This window comes from Desulfogranum japonicum DSM 18378, assembly GCF_000429945.1.
Classification (GTDB): Bacteria; Desulfobacterota; Desulfobulbia; order Desulfobulbales; family Desulfobulbaceae; genus Desulfogranum; species Desulfogranum japonicum.
The window spans coordinates 155271-173584 of record NZ_AUCV01000005.1 but is presented as its reverse complement, the minus strand read 5'-3'; the positions used below and the strand labels follow the sequence as shown (position 1 = coordinate 173584).

Sequence of the window (18314 nt, the reverse complement as noted above, 5' to 3'; positions counted from 1 at the left end):
GCGGATATTTATACAAGTTGAGGTCGTGCCATACATTTTACCACAGACATATAGTCGATATGGGAGTCTTCGCCTGCCTTCGAGGATAAAATTTTGAGCATAACGCAACATTGGGCAGGTAAGCGAGCAATGAGACTCCGAAAAATACGATTTACGGACAGACATTCGTTAGTAATCAGTTCTCTGTTACCATCATAGTCCTGGAATAATGGACCGGAAACCACTGCATCATGGAAATCTGGCTTACCACAATCATCCTTGTATTAACGCTCTATTTTCTCATCAGCGAAAAAATCCGAGTTGATCTAACAGCCATAGGCATAATGGTTCTGTTGGTGGTAACAGGAATTCTGTCACCAAAAGAGGCTGTTGCCGGCTTTTCCAATCCTGCGGTTGTCACCGTGGCAGCTATGTTTATCGTCTCCAAAGGCATGATGAAAACCGGCGGGGTGGAATTTCTCGGGCGAAAAGTCATTTCTCTATCCAAAGGCAGCTTTCACGTTGCCCTGGCTATCATTCTTCTAAGCGTAGCCCTGGCTTCAGCCTTTATAAACAACACACCGGTTGTTATGTTGTTTATACCGGTTGTCATGACCATGTGCTGTGAATTTGGCCTGAGTCCCTCTAAATTTCTAATCCCCGTTTCGTATGCATCCATCCTTGCCGGAACATGTACGCTTATAGGCACTTCCACCAACATCATCATCAGCGATTTAAGTGTTGCATCTGGTCTTCCCGGTCTTGATATGTTTGAACTCGCCATCATAGGTGTGCCAATTGCCCTGACCGGTATTACCATTCTCCTGTTTATCGCACCAAAGATACTTCCTGCCCTTGCCAATCCAATCTGCCAACTGCAGGATCAGGATCACCAGAAATATCTTGCTGAACTCCACATCCCAGCGACAAGTCCTTTCATAGGCCAGCGTCCTTGCATACTCTTTAAAGAAAAATATCCCCGTCTGGATGTTCTTGAACTGGTTTCCAATTCGCACATATTTCATCCGGAAAGGGAAAAAAAGAATATCATGCCAGGTGATATTCTCTTTGTAAAAGGATCGCTTAACGACCTTGTAGAACTTTTAAATTCCGAAAATGTCGATCTTCCTCCATCCGAGCGAGGCCTCTCCCTGGGAGCAACAAAAGATGCTTCAATGGTGGTGGAACTCATCATTTCACCCCAGTCTTCCCTGCGTGGTCAACGGCTTTCAGACAGTGATCTGGCCACAGATTCTGCCATCAACATCATTGCTGTTAAACGGTCCAACCTGCACATGAGTGAACGTCAAATTCAGGATGTGCGGCTGAAAGTTGGAGACATTCTGCTGATATGGTGTGACAGCTCCAAACTCGAAACCCTCCGGGGCAACAGTGACTACCTTATTGTTGAAGATGTTTATGAAGAAATCGTCAACAAAAAGAAAGCCTGGTGGTCAATACTCAACTTCATTGCAATGATCATTACAGCAACCCTTGGTCTGGCAGATATCATGACCTGCGCACTTACAGCTGCATTTCTTATGATTATAACAGGCTGCCTGCAGATGCGCGATGCCTATCGCTCACTCCAGGGTGATGTGCTGCTGCTGATCGCCGGGACCATTGCCCTGGGAACAGCCATGCAGAAAACAGGGACCAGTCAGCTCTATGCAGAAACCTTCCTCAACCTGTTCAGCGAGTTTTCTCCCGGTATTATCCTGGGGGCCATGATTGCCCTCACCAGCATCAGTACCCAGATTCTCAGCAATAATGCGACTGCCGTCCTGCTGCTCCCCATTGCCATATCAACAGCCGCAGGTATAGGTGTGGACCCAAAACCGTTTATCATCGGCATATGCTTTGGAGCCAGTGCCTGTTTTGCCACCCCCGTGGGATACCAGACCAACCTTCTGGTTTTTGGACCAGGTGGCTACAGTTTTCAAGATTACCTCAAACTTGGTATTCCACTTAATATTTTCGTTGTAGCAGCAGCAACGATATTGATCCCGATATTCTGGCCTTTTTAAACTCTTACACACCTGATAGATATGCCCAGTTCTAACCTCACCCCACTCTGGCTCCGCAATGGCCACGTACAGACCCTGTTACCCAAAATACTTCGCCATACTCCCAAACTGAACCTGCGCCGGGAACGAGTAGAACTGCAGGATGGCGATTTCATAGACCTGGACCACAGCCTCCGTTGTCAGGGCCCGAGAATTCTTATCCTTCACGGCCTGGAAGGCTCCATGGACTCCCATTACGCAGGACCTTTGGTAGAAGTTCTTGAGCAGCGAGGCTTCAGACCTGTTTTTATGTATCTGCGCGGCTGCAGCGAAGAAACCAATCGGCTTGCCCGTTCCTATCATTCCGGCTCCAGTGACGACCTGCATGAAGTTCTGAATCACTTGTACGTCAAAGGAACTCCAATACAGGGAGCCGTAGGATTTTCCCTGGGTGGCAATATATTATTGAAATATCTTGGCGAACAGGGGAACAAATCCCTGCTCACCGCTGCCATGGCCATTTCAGTTCCCTTGCACCTGGAAATGGCGGCAAAGCGGCTGACCAAGGGCGCATCCAGAATATACCAGCGTTATCTTCTCAACAAACTACGCCGCACCTGGATTCAAAAAAAACGACAACATCAGGAACTTCCTGATATACATGTGAATTCGCTGAGAACCCTTGAGCAATATGACGACCACATCACCGCACCGATAAACGGCTTCAGCAATGCTAAAACGTACTACTCAACCTGTAGTGCGGCAAATTTCCTGAAGGACATTACGGTACCCACATATATCCTCCTGGCCAAAGATGATCCCTTCATGTATCCCTTACAGCAAGAAGACTATGAAATCCCTCCCCATGTCAGGCTGGAAATGTGTGCACACGGTGGCCACGTAGGGTTCATAGCCGGCACCTGGCCCTGGCGGATAAGGTACTTGCTGGATGAATATATTCCTGATTATTTTGAAAAAATGCATTTAAAACACATACAATAATGCTGTTGTGAACAATTTAGGAGTTCTTATCAGGAAGGAATATAACGCAAGGAACTACTGACCGGCTGCTGACTGGTTATAAACCAGCCGGCAGCCGGTGATGAAAGGTAACTACTCGTCAGGGAAACAAATAAACTTGAAACTCCCCTGTTTTTGTAACGGCTTACAGGGCCTGAGATTTTCGCAATCATGCTGGCGCAGCATATTGGATCATACCTAAGCCAGGCTGATCGCGGAAAGAGCACAGTGTTGCCAACGCGCTACAGTGATTTTACTCTACAACAATACGGGCATTAACAGGTTGCACCGGTCTGTTATTAGGTACCCCTATCACCTTCGAAAATTGAGCGATTTGTTCTTTAGAAGCCTGGGCAGACTCTTTGAGCACAATCCAGTGTACACCTTCTGAACAAGGTGGGGTCGTCAATGAACCGTTAAAACGGTAATATCCCTGATTCGCGGGCAGCAATGCTGCTGCATCAACGGTCTGGTGCAGGCTCTCCTGACCACCAACAGCCTGAGGCATTTGTGCCCAGGCTTTAGCCAGTTCCTTATTTGCAGTTCCTTCCTTGAACATCAGTGCCAATACTGCAAGATTACCATCTTTATCTGCATGAACAAAATGAGCTTCCATGGGAAAGGATTCACCGTTAATGGTGTTCTCGCTAGGGGTATGAAAATGAAACTGTTTCAGTTCAAATACCTGCCCATCAAGAGTCAACGTACTGCCTGCAGTATAATTGACCTGGATACTGTGGCCATTATTGATGATCTCGCTTCCCCCGGGAATGTAGGTAATTGTCAATGGAGAGAGATCTGCGTCAAGGTTTGGCACGATGTCAATGGGACTTTGATTTCTTCCATCCTTGCAGGCAGAAAATGGTTCTGCAAGACCTCCCCAATGCTCTGGCCCCTCATGCCCTGTATAGCCCCAGTGAACGTGTCCATGTTCATGCTCTTGCTCATGTTCTTGGGCCAAAACCTGACTGCCAGTGCAAAGGCTGACGACTAAAAATACAGCAGCAATTTTTTTTCGCATTGTAATACCTCCTATTCAAAAATAAAAAATATGAGCGAACTTCCGTAAGAAAAAAACTCAAATTTTCTCGCTTACGAGACGTTCACACAACCCTCTGTAATGATAAGAATGATCCGGAAAATGTCTTCTTATTTTTAATCGATTCACAAAGATAACACTTTTTTCATCCGTGCTCCTCGCATTCAGGAAAGAGAGTTCGTATGAGCATTTCTTATGAAACAGAAAAAGCCGTATCACTCGCTGCCGACACCTTATCCAAATGGGGGAAATGGAGCTACAAGGCTATCCGGTGCAGAGATGGTCAACACAGAATTGATCTCGTGCAGGGAGAATTGAAATGATTGCTTTTCCTAAATATTCGTTTATAGTTATCTCATAGAAGCAGTCAGTTTTCCAATCATCAAAGGAGGTAGTAATGTCACAGGAAGAAAAGAAAACAGTTTGTCCAACCTGCCAGGGAAAAAAAGTAATCGAAGGCGTTTGCGAGACCAGCAGCGAGTGGCAGGGGTCAAAAGCAGATGACGGTCAGGTTTGTACCCCTGACCAGGAATGTCCGACCTGCAAGGGCAAGGGATATATCGACGAATGATATCCAGACTATAGCAGGTCTTTCAGGGCACTTTAAGGAGTGGTGCCCTGAAACACAAAACCGGATTCTGCAGGTAGATTTCACCTGGGATTCCGGTTTTTTTTTATCAAAAATACAACTGTCACCTGCGGTCCAAAACGATTTGGAGAAAGTCCTCCTCCCGTTCAGTATCAGAGTACACTGGCCCGGTCCATGTGCAAAACCAGATCCAGCATCCTGTTGGAATATCCCCACTCATTGTCGTACCAGCTCATGATCTTAACCGTGGTACCCATGACCCTGGTGCAGAGTCCATCAACAATGGATGAGTGAGGATCGCCTTGAAAATCAATGGATACCAGAGGTTCTTCCGTATAGCGCAGGTATCTGTTCGCCGCGGTCTGCAAAGCTTTATTGACATCGGCTGCTGAGGTTTCCTTTTCCACTTCAATCACTACGTCGACCAACGAAACATCTGGCGTTGGTACACGGACGGCAAGACCATCGAATTTGTTTTTCAACTCCGGAATGACCAAGGCCACAGCAGCGGCAGCCCCTGTTTTTGTTGGAACCATGGAAAGCCCTGCAGCCCTGGCACGTCGCAGATCAGAATGGGGAAAATCTAACAACCGCTGATCTCCGGTGTAGGCGTGGACAGTGGTCATCAGGCCGCGCATGATACCGAAATTATCCAGAATGACCTGGGCAACAGGCGCAAGACAATTAGTGGTGCAGGATGCATTTGAAACAACATGGTGTTCGGTTGGGTCGTATTCATCCTCATTGACCCCCATAACAATGGTCTTTACCTCCCCCTTTGCCGGTGCAGAAATAATTACCTTTTTACATCCAGCATCAATATGCGGTTTAGCACTTTCCATATCCCTGAAAAGTCCTGTGCACTCAAGAACATAATCAGCTCCAAATTCACCCCAGGGTATCTCGGCCGGATTACGATGACCGGTCACTGGTATAAATGTGCCATCCAATTGTATTCCATTCTCCGCAGCCTGGACATCCCTTGCAAAGGTGCCCATGATGGAATCATATTTCAACAGATGGGCAATGGTATTCACATCGGTCAGGTCATTAATCCCAACCACTTCAATGTCAGCAAATGCCTCATCTTTACTCATGGCTCGAAAAATATTTCTGCCTATTCGGCCAAACCCATTAATTCCGACTCTAATGCCCATAGCAATTCTCCTTTCTTGAAAAGGTGATTCGATTCAGCAGATAGTAACTGATCACGGGGTTAACAACACTGATATTTCAATTAGTTTTGAGTCGTAACTGGTCACAGGTGCGACGGTCAAATTTGAAAGTCTTCCGCCTTTATAACTGGTTACAGGGAGCCTGACATTTTTGCAAGCAGGCTGGTGACGCGTATTTGCTTATACGTAAACCAGACTGATCGCGGAAAGATCAGGTGCGCTGTGAGCAGTTACGTATCCCTTATCATACCACATTTCACTTCAGATGATCGGATATGTCTACCCTGGGCTCACACCAGCACTGATTATTATTTCGGGATGCAGCAATCATCCTTGAGTATCGCCTGCAGTTGAATGGTCTTTGTTATAGCTTCTTCATGAGATGGATCCAGGCTCAGGGCCCTCTCATAGACCTCCAAACTCTGTTTATACCATTGTCCGGCCAGATAATTTCTTCCTGCAGCACAAAAACCAGAGGCAGCGTTTCCCATAAACATATCGTTGAATACATTTGTCAGGCTCTCACCCCACAAAGCAAGGACCGTTTCTTCATGCTCTACTAAAAGACGAACCACCAGCGCATTTCTCGCCAGTTCAGGCATCAGCCGACGCAAAAGATAACTTGTCTGCCCCAGGAGTAATCCTATCTGTTCTATTTGAACAAGGACATCATCTGCAATCCGTTGGAACAACCCCTTGGCATCAACAACCTGGGAAAAAACCTCCAGCCCCTGGGCCGGCCGAAAACTTCTAGTATCATCCTGCTCAAGGTTGAATACCGCCTGGCCATAATTTTGTAACAGGTAGAGGTTCTCCTTGAGCTTCATGGCCTCGTGAAAAATAGACCCAACCAGCCAGTCAATCAGTGACCCGTGCATACTTTCACCACGAGCCTGCTTTGGCCAGATACTATGACACAAATCCTTCAAACGCCAGAGTGTGCCTCTACTGTTTTCAGAGCCTAACATATCTGACAGGCCTGCAAACAATATCTCGCACAATTTCCTGGCCTGCGGATTTGTCAGGAGGGCACGTGCCGTACATTCACCTTTAAACACTCTCCTGTATTGCCCGTACAGATGGTGATACTTTTTAAGCAAATCGAAGAAATCATCCACAGCCTGCCGGACAAAATGATCCCTTCTTTGCTCAAACCAGGGAGTATCTATTTGAGATGCCGACAGGGATAACGCTTGATGATGTATACTCATATGAAATTACCTTTCCAGACAGGCCATTGCCGAGGCCTGGTGATACAATGCCAGATACTGTTGCATGACACGTTGCCACGTGTGCTGCTGTTGAATTTTCTCTACAGCCGCCCTCTGCATATTGCGCATACGCGGGGTATCTGCATACATGGACAATGCGCGTTCCATGGCTTCACCCAACGCGTCGGAAGAATGTTTGTGAAAAGCGATGCCTGTTTCACCATCCACCACTTTTACCAGTCCTCCCACATGGTGAACGATAGGGAGGTTACCCAGTAACTGTGCCATGTAATCAGTGAGCCCGCACGGTTCATATTGGGAGGGAATGAGGAAAAAATCGCCAGCAGCATAAACCTGATTGGCCAGTTGGGTATCAAACCCTTTTAAAAAGCAAAACCTTCCCAGCAATACCGACTCCTCAGCCCATTGCTGAAACTGTTTTTCTATCTGAGCATTGCCTGAACCGAGTATGAGAAACCGGCAGTTGTCATGCTCTGTAAAAAACGTATCCAGGCAATCCAGGAGAAGATCAACCCCCTTCTGCCCGGTTAATCGGCCGATAAAGGTAAATAATGGTTGTTCAGGAGCATTCCACAAGGTACCGAACTGTTCAACCTTTTCCCATTGCCTGACCATACCCGTCTGTTGCAAAATATATTTCTTGCAGTCTGCCTTGCCATCCAGGTTCCCATGCAGCACATCAAAACCATTGGCCAATCCTAATACTTCAGGGTTATCGGGAGAAAAGGCTTTCGGATTGATGCCGTTGGTAACCCCCTGTATCTGTACATTACGCTCCTTCAGGGCATGCCCCAGCCATCCGGTTCGCGCATCTTCTCGGGTTTCCTGCAACTCCCTGCCGTAATTTTCACTGACCGTGTTCAGAACAGCATAGGAAGAAGATACTATAAAAGGGTCAAAACTCATGCCCAGGAGGTGGTTCATCACGCACCATTTGGGTAACCCTGTTATGGCATGTGCAAAATCGAGGTCTGCCACATCCTGGTGATACCCGATTCCAGCGTTGTGAATCGTAACCACAGCACCACAGGATCTGAAATAGTGACGGTAACCGCTGTTCTCTCTCATGAGCGCAGGCAATGTTGCTGCATGTCCGTCCTGGCAATGAATGATCCAGGGAACCTTCTGCGTGAGTATTAAGACATCCAAAGCCGTTTTCTGCAGAAGGATGTTCATGGCAAAATAATCAAAATGGCCGTCACCCTGCCTGTGATTGCCATTCAACAACTCTTCCTGCCTGGTATAGGTATACACTCCGAGTTTTTCACCGAAACGCTCTGCCTCGATCAGATAAATATGCACACCATTTAACTCGTTGTGCCATATCCCGACCTGTTCACGCCTTTCCTCTTCCGCATAATTCATATCCACACTGAATACGCTGGGAAAAGCATATCCATTCACCTTGCCGGAAGGGCAACAGGCAATCGGCAAAGGGGTAAACCCAGCTCTTTTGGCATCAAAAAAACCATACCTGGGTAAAATAACCTGTACAGGGTATCCGTTGTTTGCCAGCTCTTCTGCCAGTTGCCTGCAAACATCCTTTACTCCGCCGGCACCAGCAATAGTGTCATACTCCCTGGATACCAGTAAGATTGACTTCGCCTGTATCTGGGAGCCATCCGTTCTCATTGTCTCATGTTGTTCAAATAGGTCAGTCATTGCATCAATCCGGAAACATGACGAAGAATGGCTCCAGCCACTTCTTCAGGTCCAAGTGTATCAGTATCAATGGCAAAATGTGATCCTGCATCATAAAGAGGTATCCGTTTTTCAAGAAGTTCCTCTACCTCCTGTTTGGCACATTTTCCGAGAAGAGAAGGACGTTGATGACTGCTTTTGCCATCCAGTCCCATCCGAGAGCAGATGGTGTCCCTGCTGGCACGGAGCCAGACAACGTAATACTGCTCCATCAACTGAGGCCAAATCGCTGTATGCTCAATGGCGCCTCCACCAACGGCAAGCACAGTATGTCTGGCCGTTAATACATCCTGGAGCACTGCTGATTCAAGGGCTCGAAACGCAGCCCATCCATACTCGGATACAATTTCCTGGACTGTCATCCCCTGTCGCTCACAGAGGACAACATCGCTATCGACAAAAGTATATTGAAGTTCCCGGGCTAGAAGCGAACCAATCAAAGATTTTCCAGTTGCCCTGAATCCTGTTAGCAACAGGTTGTGATATGGGTGTTCTGTTGAAATATTCATGATTGTATTAACAATAAAAGATAGCAGACACGATCAGCAAGCAGAAAGTAACCTCTTTTTTGTTCTTTTCTTTTCATGATGCTGACCTTAAGGTATTAACACCTACTAAACTCCTTACAATTCAGACATGATAGCCTATGGAATACAAAGATTACTACCAGATTCTGGGTGTTGAACGGGATGCGACTCAGGACAAAATTAAACAGGCCTATCGTAAGCTGGCAAGAAAATACCACCCTGATATCAATAAAGAAGCTGGTGCAGAAACCAAATTCAAGGAAATCGGTGAAGCATACGAGGTATTGAAAGACCCGGAAAAACGTACTGCCTATGATAAATTTGGCAGTAACTGGAAAAATGGCCAGGATTTCACACCTCCTCCTAACTGGGATGCGGGTTTTGAATTCAGTGGAGCTGATTATACCGGAAGCGACGCATCCGGCTTCAGCGATTTTTTCGAAGCCCTTTTTGGTCAATCGCAGTTTGGGGGAACACGGCGCCACTACACATCCTATCGCATGAAAGGAGAGGACAGTCACGCGAAAATACTGCTTGATTTACGTGATGCCTTCCATGGCTCCAAACAGACGATTACTCTGTCCAGAGCTGAAATGCATGCCGACGGCCGGGTAGTTACCGTACCACACACACTCCATGTTGCCATCCCAAAAGGCATTATAGAGGGACAGCGTATTCGTCTCGAGGGCCAGGGCACTCCGGGCATTGGCGGAGGTCCTGCCGGAGACCTTTATCTGGAAATAGCCTTCCGCGAGGATCCCTTTTTTCATGCAGAAAAACGAGACATTCATCTTTCTTTACCGGTTACCCCGTGGGAGGCCGCTCTCGGAGCTACTGTAACTATTCCCACTCTGGGAGGAAACGTGCAGATGAAGATACCTGCCGGCTCCCAGGGAGGCAAGAAGCTTCGCCTGAAGGATAAGGGATTATGCAGTCAGAATAAAACGGGAGATCAAATCGTCACCCTGCGGGTGGTTGTCCCGGCAGCCGTGACAGAAGAGCAAAAAGCACTGTATCGAAAGATGGCGCAGTTAATGCCCGTTAATCCTCGTAACGAGTTAGGAGTATAGCATGGGAAAAATTCATTACCTGGAAGGGACCGTTCTAGACGAGGATCTGCGTTGCAGCCTTGTGGATATGTGCCGTCTCTGCGGAGTCACAGCGGAACTGCTGCACGAAATGATTGAAGAGGGTGTTATCCACCCCATTGAACCTGCCCCCATGGAGTGGCGTTTTACTGCTGTGGAAATAAAACGTGTCCAGACTGCCCTGAGATTACATCATGACCTGCGTGTTAACCTGCCAGGATGTGCTCTGGCATTAGATTTGCTAGATGAATTGGAGGACCTGAAACAGCGCAGGCGTCGGAGATAAGTGGCGACGACAAACCATTTCGTGCAGACCTTTAACCAGTATTTCCAGCATATAGACTCTATATCCGCCCTTACAGGCTTTTGTGTTGGAGCGCTGCTGGTCCTTATTCTGCTCATTATAGTCTTGGGCAAGAGCAAAAGGGAACTGCTGGTTAACGAACTGCGGCTGCAACAGGCTGAAGCTACGACACGGTCCTGTGAACAGGCATTCGAACAAATCAAGCGGGATGAACAACGGCTTACCAGGGAAAACCAGCAACTCAGTCGCGAAAATGCGGCACTTGAAGCAAAACTGCAGGGGATGGAGGCCATTGTTTCTGAACGTGATTATTTGCTGGAAGCGAATAAAAACCAGATCGAACAACGGTTTGAACTCCTGGCCAGTGAAATTCTGACTGAAAAAAGCAATCTGATTAACCATAATCATGAATCCACGCTCAAACTCATGCTGCAACCATTCAGTGAACAACTGGTTACTTTCAAGCATCGGGTTGACGATATTTATGACAAGGAAAGCAAAGACAGACAGGGACTGCTGAAAGAAATAGAACATCTAAAAAGCCTTAACCAGCGAATCAGTACGGATGCCATCAACCTAACCCAGGCTCTGAAAGGCAAAACGAAACTTCAGGGGCAATGGGGGGAAGTACTCCTGGAATCCTTATTGGAGCAATGCGGGCTGAGAAAAGGCGTGGAATTTGAGACACAGGTCAATCTGCAGAACGAGCTTGGAGCAAGACGTCAACCGGATATTATCGTTCATCTTCCTGGAAAACGGGATGTGGTCATTGATTCCAAAGTATCGCTCAAGGCATTTACCAGAGCATATGCTGAAACAGATACAGAGAAAAGAAAACAGCATATAACAGCTCACCTGGACTCTGTAAGAAGGCATGTGGTGGGCCTGGCAAAAAAAAATTACCACCAACTGGAAGGAATACAGACGTTGGACTTTGTCTTATTATTTATTCCTGTTGAGGGAGCATTCCATATGGTTGTAGAGCACGGCAGTACTCTTTTGCATACAGCCATGCGTAAAAATATTATCCTCTGCAGCCCTTCAACACTTCTGGCGATCCTGCGAACAGTTCATTATCTGTGGCGACTTGATAAGCAGAATCGCAACGGCTTAATCATTGCCAAACAGGCAGGCAGTTTATATGATAAGTTCGTAGGTTTTGTGGAATCATTTGAAGAAATCGGCCAGCGCCTCAACCAAACTCAGCAGGCCTGGCAGACTGCTCACAAAAGGATAAGCACTGGTCAGGGGAACCTGATATCCCGTACAGAGCAACTCCGGGAACTGGGTGTGCAGACTAACCGTAAGCTGGATGATGTTCTTCAGGAAATTAATCATACTCTATCATAAGGAGAAAACCATGAAACTGTACACAGCGCTAACCTTGGTCGGATTATGCCTCCTGACTTCATGTGCGAATATGAACAAAGGCCAGACCGGTGCACTTGGGGGTGCTGCCGGCGGTGCTCTTATTGGACAGGCTATCGGCCACAATACGGAAGCCACGCTCATAGGTGCCGCCGTGGGCACTATGCTGGGCTATATTGTGGGCAACGAGATGGACAAATACGATAAAGAACAATTAAACCACGTATATGAGCGTGGAATGTCCAACCAGCCGTCATCCTGGGTGAATCCCGATACAGGCAGCCAGTACATGGTCACGCCACAGCCTGCTTATCAAAATGCTGGTGGTTCCCCATGCCGTAAGGCTCAAATCGAAGCCATCATTGACGGTAAACGTGAAATAACCAACACCACTGCATGCAGAGACCAATATGGCCAGTGGCAACTGCAATAACACTTCTGGAGGTTTATAATGCTGAGTGGGGAATTGTCGGTAACTACTCGATCACATATGGAAATGATCGATGTTACCGCAGAGATTGCAGCCATTGTGCAGCATAACCGGATTCACTCCGGGCTCTGTACGGTCTTTAATCCGCACACCACTGCAGGTATTACCATAAATGAAGGCGCTGACCCCGATGTACAGAAAGACCTCGTCGGGGTCTTTCAACAAATGGTTCCTCGGGATTATCCATACAGACACAGAGAGGGCAACTCACCCTCCCATATGATGGCAACCTTGACCGGTAGTTCTGTAAATGTATGTATTGAAAACGGAAGCCTGAAACTTGGTACCTGGCAGAGGATATTCTTCTGCGAATACGATGGCCCCCGGAGCAGAAAACTCTGGTGGCAGATCCTGACAGCATAAATACCGCCAACGGGAATCTATCTACGCAGGTCTGTAACGGTATCCATTCGCTGACCTGTGCCGACACACGATATTCTGACCTACAAGAAAACAGCCTGACATGATATTTGGTTTTGACAGAGAAACAGATGAAAATTCACTACGTGAATTCCTACAGCAGTTCAGTAAAGAAGAACTTCTAACACAACTTATCCCCCGTATGACCGACGAGGAAATTAACGCCATTGTCGACACCCTCATGGCGGTTATGCGTGCTCATTTCAGCGAACAGGAATATCACGCCCTGTTTTTAGACGATCCAGATCACCACCATTAACCTCCCAGATTTTTTACATAATTGCCATGCCACCATTGTACAATCTACGTTCCTATATTGATCTGCTAAAACAAAACAACCAGCTTCTCACCATTGATGCAGAGGTTGACCCCTACCTGGAAATCGCAGAAATCCATCGTCGGGTCATTTCCCAAGGCGGTCCCGCCCTCCTCTTTACCAATGTCAAAGGCTCCAGGTTTCCGGTTGTAACCAATCTGTTTGGTACTAACCAGAGACTGGAACTTGCTTTTGGCAAGGAACCTGTACAATTTGTCCAGCAAATGGTTAACCTGGTTGAGAGCTCCATGCCGCCAAAGCTTTCCACTCTCTGGGACGCCCGGTCTCTTTTTACGAAAGGGGTGAAGCTGGGCATGAAAACACGGAAAAAAGGCCCCATATTAGAAAATTGCATGGCCCCATCCCGACTTACCGAGCTTCCCATGCTGACATCATGGCATTCCGATGGCGGCCCATTTGTAACCCTGCCCCTTGTGTATACAGAGCACCCTGAAAACCATGGACACAATCTAGGGATGTATCGTATACAGCGCTTTGATGATACAACCACAGGCATCCACTGGCAGATCCATAAAGGTGGAGGATTCCATTATTTTGAAGCTGAACGTCTGAATCAGGCTCTTCCCATGACCCTTTACATTGGTGGGCCTCCAGCCTTGATGCTCGCTGCTATCGCGCCATTGCCTGAAAATATTCCGGAACTGGTCCTGGCTTCTCTATTGCAGGGAAAAAAACTCGATATGGTACACGACCCAAGGGGAGGATATGACCTTGTCAGTGAAGCGGAATTTGCCATAAAAGGGATGGTTCCTCCAAAAATCAGACGCCCTGAAGGCCCGTTTGGTGATCATTACGGCTATAATTCTCTACAGCACGACTACCCTGTTTTCCAGACCACGCACATGTATCACCGCACGGATGCAATTTATCCGGCGACCATAGTGGGAAGACCCCGTCAGGAAGACTTTTTTATCGGCGATTTCCTGCAGGAACTCCTCAGTCCGCTTTTTCCACTGGTTATGAAAGGAGTGCAGCAACTGAAAACATTCGGAGAAACAGGATTTCATTGTTTAGCTGCAGCCAGAGTGACCGATCGCTACCCAAGGGAGGCCTTTGCCGCAGGCTTGCGTATCCTGGGTGAAGGTCAACTTAGCCTGACCAAGTTTCTCCTGGCTACCGATGGCGCCATTGATGTCAGTGATTTCCCGGTACTGTGGCCCCATATTCTGGAAAGGATTCAATGGGATCGCGACCTGTTTATCTTTGCCAACGTGTCCCAGGATACTCTTGATTATACAGGTCCCTCTGTGAACAAGGGCTCCAAAGCAATGATGCTTGGCCTTGGCAGGGAAAAAATACGCGATCTCCCTCGTGAATTCAATGGAAGTCTTCCCGAAGAATGCAATGAACCCCATGTTTACCTGCCAGGTACCCTGGTGGTTCAAGGACCGTCCTATGAAAGCACACCTGACCTTGGCCAACGACTTGCAAGACATCCAGGTGTAAAAACATGGCCAGTGATTCTCCTGGTTGACTCCACCAGAGAAGCAACCTTGAACCTTCAAGAATTTCTCTGGACGTTTTTCACCCGGTTCGAACCGGCCAATGACATTCACGGAGCATCCCAGGTTGTTCAACGCTATCATGTTGGCCTCGAACCACCCATTGTTTTTGACTGTCGGATGAAACCATGGTACACAGATGTCCTCGAAGTGGATGAAGCCACCAAAAAGCTGGTAGACGGAAAAATACACGCTATCCTGCCGGCATCCTTGCGTTGAATATCAGGGAATGAGTGCACAAAAACAGACCGGCAGTTTATACCGCCTACAGAAAATAATAGCCAGTTCAGGAGTCTGCTCCAGACGAGAGGCTGAATCATTGATAGCAGAGGGAAGAGTTCAGGTCAATGGACAGACAGTGATCCAAATGGGATACAAAGTCGATCCTCTCTGCGATACGATCACCGTGGATGGCAACCCTGTAAAGGAAGAACAGAAAATTTACATTCTGCTAAATAAACCACGCGGATATGTAACAACCTTGTCAGACCCTCAGGGTCGCCCCATCGTATCAGACTTGATAAAGGACATAGATGCCCGTCTTTTTCCCGTTGGTCGGCTGGATCTTGATACGGAAGGCGCTTTACTGATGACCAATGATGGAGAATTAGGCAATTACATTCTTCATCCCAAATATGAGGTAAAAAAAACCTACGTGGCTACCGTGACAGGTAAACCAAGTGGAAGCAGTTTGCAAAACCTTTCCTCTGGAATCCTATTGGAAGGACGAAAAACTGCACCAGCCAGACTTCGTATTCTCAAGCAGCTTAAGGGAAAAACAAGGATAGAAATCATTATCCATGAGGGCAAAAAAAGACAGGTTCGTAAAATGTTTCAGGCAATTGGGCATCCGGTCGCACATTTAAAACGCACAGCGTATGGCCAATTGACGCTTGGAGCGCTAGCACCAGGAGAATACAGGACCCTATCTCTTCGAGATTTAAAAAAAATTTTTTCTGGTAAAATTCCCTTTACAATCAAAAACATACCTGCTTAAATTTTTATAGCTTAATAGAAGTTGTTACTATTGCATACTTTTTAGTATATGGGTGTCCGGGGAATACACCCATAACCATTGAGGATAACTGACCCAAAAGTGAGGGGAGACATAACATATGAACAAATCTGAATTAATTGAAGCCTTAGCCGAAGAGATGAACATTCCCATTCGGGAGGCAGCCTCTATCACCAATACCATCATTGATACCATGAGCGATGCATTGGCCAAGGGTGAATCTATTGAAATCCGTGGATTTGGTAGTTTTGTGGTCAAAGAATATGGCGCATATACAGGAAGAAATCCCAAAACCGGTGAAAAAATTAAGGTGGCCCCTAAAAAGCTTCCTTTTTTTAAGGTAGGTAAAGACCTGAGGGAACAAGTAAACAAAGAGAAATAATCAGCCACTGGTGGCAGACTCATGTCGCATCGTCCACGACTTCCCCGACCAGATCATAGGTGTGGGCATCGGTGATACGCACAGGTACAATTTCCCCCTGGGCTACCTGACCGCTGGTAATTAAGACCGTGCCGTCAATCTCAGGGGCCTGAAAACGCGTTCGCCCCTCCAGTAGCAGGTCACTTTCCCGACTTAGTCCTTCTATTAGGACGGGTTCAACCCGTCCTACATATTTCTGTAGGTGGGTCTGCGAGATGCTTCGTTGTGTCTCCATGACCAAATCATAGCGTTGCTGTTGCACTTCTTCCGGGACAATGGGTTCATAATCGGCTGCAGGAGTCCCTTCTTCTGCCTGAAAACAAAAGGTACCGACATGATCGAGTTGCCATTTCTTGAGCATGGCAATCATCAACTCTACATCTTCTTCTGTTTCTCCAGGAAAGCCGACCATCAATGTGGTACGGAGCGCACAATCAGGCACTGTTTCCCGTATGCGAGTAACCAGTTCATCCAACAGTTGAGTACCATAGGGACGGTTCATGGCATGGAGAACGGAATCGCTGACATGCTGAAAGGGAATATCAAGGTAAGGAACAATACGCGACTGCCTAGCCATCAACTGGAGCAGTTCATCACTTACACCGGTGGGATACAGGTAAAGTAACCGAAACCATGGGATAGTGGAGTTGACCAGCAATGACTCCAGAAGTTTTACAAGAGTAGCACCATCCTTTCGATCACTACCATAAGCTGTAAGATCCTGAGCTATCAGGGTTAACTCCTGCACGCCCATTTCTTCCAGATGTTGAGCCTCTGTAACAAGATCAGAGATTGAACGACTTCGTAAATCTCCGCGAATAGAAGGGATCATACAATAGGAACAGTGATTATCGCATCCCTCGGTGATTTTCAAATATGAACGGTGATGAGGGGTAGATAATTTTCTGGGAACTGTTGCGTCCATGATATAGGTAGAAGAACGAACAACCAACTCTCTCTGTGTGCCTGCAATATACTGATTCAGTATTGACCCTATGTGTGGAAAATCATCTATGGCCAGAAAAAGATCAACTTCCGGCAGTGCCTCTCGAAGTTTATCACCATACCGCTGAACCATACAGCCACAGACTATCAGCAATACTTCCTGACGTGCTTCCTTAAAGGCTGCCATAGCCAGAATTTCATCAACAGCTTCTTCAACCGCTGATTGTATAAATCCGCAGGTATTCACCAGAAGAATTTCGGCATTTGCAGGATTTTCTTCTATTCCGTATCCGTGTTTTTCCAGGTCAGCCAACATGACTTCCGCATCAACCAGATTTTTGGGACAGCCAAGGCTGATAAAATGTAAAGACCTCATCCACATACTCCAGATGTTTTGGAAAGATAGGAGCAAAGTTGCTCTAGTATCGAACGGCTTGTTTTGCGAAACTGCTTGTGGGTAAATTTGGGCACCCAGGTTTCATGAAATAACTCATCAGACACATAGAGCACAGCTGCACAATCAATATTGCGATAGACAGCCAGCGCGAACAGGGCCGAGGTTTCCATGTCAACAACTCCAATTCCCTGCTCATTATAGCGGAGGACCTTTTCCTTGGTTTCCCTATATGGAGCATCAGTGGTCCAGGCATTGGCATGCTGTACAAATATGGGCATACTACTCACAGCCATATCCATTAAAGTTGCAGATAGATTTCTATCTGCGAGATATGACGCATCCCCTATATAATGAGCGCTGGTACCTTCTTCTGAAATAGCTCCGGTGGGAATACAAAGGGTTCCGGCAGGAATCCTTGGGGACAAAGAGCCGCACCACCCATACAAGATAATTCGTTTTGCGCCCAGTGCTATTAATTTTTCTGCGGTCATCACTGCCATGGGGGCGCCAACAGCTGGGCCGGCAATGAAAAAATGTTCATCTGTGAAAAGGGATGAATGGAACAGGAAAGATTTGGACAAATTGTATATTTTGGCAAGGGAAGGCAATGTAGCCGCATCTGTAGGGTTTACAGCTAAAATGCCTGTGCCTGGCAGAATTGGATCGGACTTCGATTTCGTAGGATAAATCAGACAATCGTTCATGGAATAAAAAAAAAGCTGCGGCTCAAAAAGCCGCAGCTTATAAAACAAAAGGTGT

Annotated in this window: 20 protein-coding genes; 13 read left to right on the top strand and 7 right to left on the bottom strand. The window is 47.0% G+C overall.

The genetic code is table 11. From position 1 onward, the window contains the following. Window positions 1–230: 230 nt before the first annotated feature. Together G493_RS0106420 and G493_RS28100 are read left to right on the top strand one after the other, a co-directional pair. Window positions 231–2006 (top strand): SLC13 family permease, encoded by a 1776-nt coding sequence (locus G493_RS0106420; RefSeq protein WP_028579714.1) that lies wholly within the window; start codon window positions 231–233, stop codon window positions 2004–2006. A gap of 21 nt (window positions 2007–2027) precedes the next feature. Further along, on the top strand, window positions 2028–2987 hold the full coding sequence (locus G493_RS28100) for a hydrolase (RefSeq protein ID WP_035273821.1): 960 nt from the start codon (window positions 2028–2030) through the stop codon (window positions 2985–2987). A gap of 271 nt (window positions 2988–3258) precedes the next feature. Here G493_RS28100 and G493_RS0106410 read toward each other — a convergent pair whose 3' ends face one another. Beyond that, window positions 3259–4026, bottom strand: coding sequence for a carbonic anhydrase (locus tag G493_RS0106410; protein WP_028579713.1), 768 nt, complete (start codon window positions 4024–4026; stop codon window positions 3259–3261). Between the two features lie 200 nt (window positions 4027–4226). Between G493_RS0106410 and G493_RS33335 the strand changes: the two genes are divergently transcribed. Together G493_RS33335 and G493_RS32930 are read left to right on the top strand one after the other, a co-directional pair. Then, complete coding sequence (locus tag G493_RS33335; RefSeq protein ID WP_153306443.1) at window positions 4227–4367, top strand: hypothetical protein; 141 nt, start codon at window positions 4227–4229, stop codon at window positions 4365–4367. Between the two features lie 74 nt (window positions 4368–4441). Next, on the top strand, window positions 4442–4615 hold the full coding sequence (locus G493_RS32930; protein ID WP_084813451.1) for an ankyrin: 174 nt from the start codon (window positions 4442–4444) through the stop codon (window positions 4613–4615). A gap of 170 nt (window positions 4616–4785) precedes the next feature. Here G493_RS32930 and gap read toward each other — a convergent pair whose 3' ends face one another. From gap to G493_RS0106380, 4 genes are all read right to left on the bottom strand, one after another. Then, a complete protein-coding gene (gap, locus tag G493_RS0106395) occupies window positions 4786–5790 on the bottom strand; it encodes a type I glyceraldehyde-3-phosphate dehydrogenase (protein ID WP_028579712.1) in 1005 nt (334 codons plus the stop codon). 326 nt (window positions 5791–6116) lie between these two features. Next, window positions 6117–7019, bottom strand: coding sequence for a hypothetical protein (locus tag G493_RS31865; RefSeq protein WP_028579711.1), 903 nt, complete (start codon window positions 7017–7019; stop codon window positions 6117–6119). 6 nt (window positions 7020–7025) lie between these two features. Further along, on the bottom strand, window positions 7026–8702 hold the full coding sequence (locus G493_RS0106385) for a glycogen synthase (RefSeq protein ID WP_232363720.1): 1677 nt from the start codon (window positions 8700–8702) through the stop codon (window positions 7026–7028). Next, complete coding sequence (locus G493_RS0106380) at window positions 8699–9250, bottom strand: shikimate kinase (protein WP_035273820.1); 552 nt, start codon at window positions 9248–9250, stop codon at window positions 8699–8701. The genes G493_RS0106385 and G493_RS0106380 overlap by 4 nt, the downstream gene beginning before the upstream one ends. Before the next feature lie 137 nt (window positions 9251–9387). Here G493_RS0106380 and G493_RS0106375 point away from each other — a divergent pair, with 137 nt between their 5' ends. From G493_RS0106375 to G493_RS0106335, 9 genes are all read left to right on the top strand, one after another. Then, a complete protein-coding gene (locus G493_RS0106375) occupies window positions 9388–10338 on the top strand; it encodes a DnaJ C-terminal domain-containing protein (RefSeq protein WP_028579708.1) in 951 nt (316 codons plus the stop codon). Window position 10339: 1 nt separating this feature from the next. After that, window positions 10340–10642, top strand: coding sequence for a chaperone modulator CbpM (locus tag G493_RS0106370; RefSeq protein WP_028579707.1), 303 nt, complete (start codon window positions 10340–10342; stop codon window positions 10640–10642). Beyond that, window positions 10643–12010 carry a DNA recombination protein RmuC gene (gene rmuC, locus G493_RS28090; RefSeq protein ID WP_084813450.1) on the top strand — a complete coding sequence of 456 codons (1368 nt, stop codon included), beginning with the start codon at window positions 10643–10645 and terminating at the stop codon, window positions 12008–12010. It abuts the gene before it with no gap. A 10-nt stretch (window positions 12011–12020) separates the two neighbouring features. Beyond that, window positions 12021–12461 (top strand): glycine zipper domain-containing protein, encoded by a 441-nt coding sequence (locus tag G493_RS0106360; protein WP_028579706.1) that lies wholly within the window; start codon window positions 12021–12023, stop codon window positions 12459–12461. Between the two features lie 18 nt (window positions 12462–12479). Further along, the gene (locus tag G493_RS0106355) at window positions 12480–12881 is read left to right on the top strand and encodes a secondary thiamine-phosphate synthase enzyme YjbQ (protein WP_028579705.1); all 402 of its coding nucleotides are present in this window, start codon (window positions 12480–12482) and stop codon (window positions 12879–12881) included. Between the two features lie 100 nt (window positions 12882–12981). Beyond that, window positions 12982–13197 carry a hypothetical protein gene (locus tag G493_RS28085; RefSeq protein WP_035273819.1) on the top strand — a complete coding sequence of 72 codons (216 nt, stop codon included), beginning with the start codon at window positions 12982–12984 and terminating at the stop codon, window positions 13195–13197. Window positions 13198–13223: 26 nt separating this feature from the next. Next, window positions 13224–14996, top strand: coding sequence for a UbiD family decarboxylase (locus tag G493_RS0106345; RefSeq protein ID WP_035273818.1), 1773 nt, complete (start codon window positions 13224–13226; stop codon window positions 14994–14996). 10 nt (window positions 14997–15006) lie between these two features. Further along, complete coding sequence (locus G493_RS0106340; RefSeq protein WP_028579703.1) at window positions 15007–15774, top strand: pseudouridine synthase; 768 nt, start codon at window positions 15007–15009, stop codon at window positions 15772–15774. 118 nt (window positions 15775–15892) lie between these two features. Beyond that, on the top strand, window positions 15893–16174 hold the full coding sequence (locus tag G493_RS0106335) for an HU family DNA-binding protein (RefSeq protein ID WP_028579702.1): 282 nt from the start codon (window positions 15893–15895) through the stop codon (window positions 16172–16174). Window positions 16175–16193: 19 nt separating this feature from the next. On the opposite strand, the gene rimO is transcribed toward G493_RS0106335, so the two are convergent. Together rimO and G493_RS0106325 are read right to left on the bottom strand one after the other, a co-directional pair. Further along, the gene (rimO, locus tag G493_RS0106330) at window positions 16194–17534 is read right to left on the bottom strand and encodes a 30S ribosomal protein S12 methylthiotransferase RimO (RefSeq protein ID WP_028579701.1); all 1341 of its coding nucleotides are present in this window, start codon (window positions 17532–17534) and stop codon (window positions 16194–16196) included. Then, on the bottom strand, window positions 17531–18259 hold the full coding sequence (locus tag G493_RS0106325) for a nucleoside phosphorylase (RefSeq protein WP_028579700.1): 729 nt from the start codon (window positions 18257–18259) through the stop codon (window positions 17531–17533). Before G493_RS0106325 ends, rimO begins: the two co-directional genes overlap by 4 nt. Between the last annotated feature and the right edge of the window lie 55 nt (window positions 18260–18314).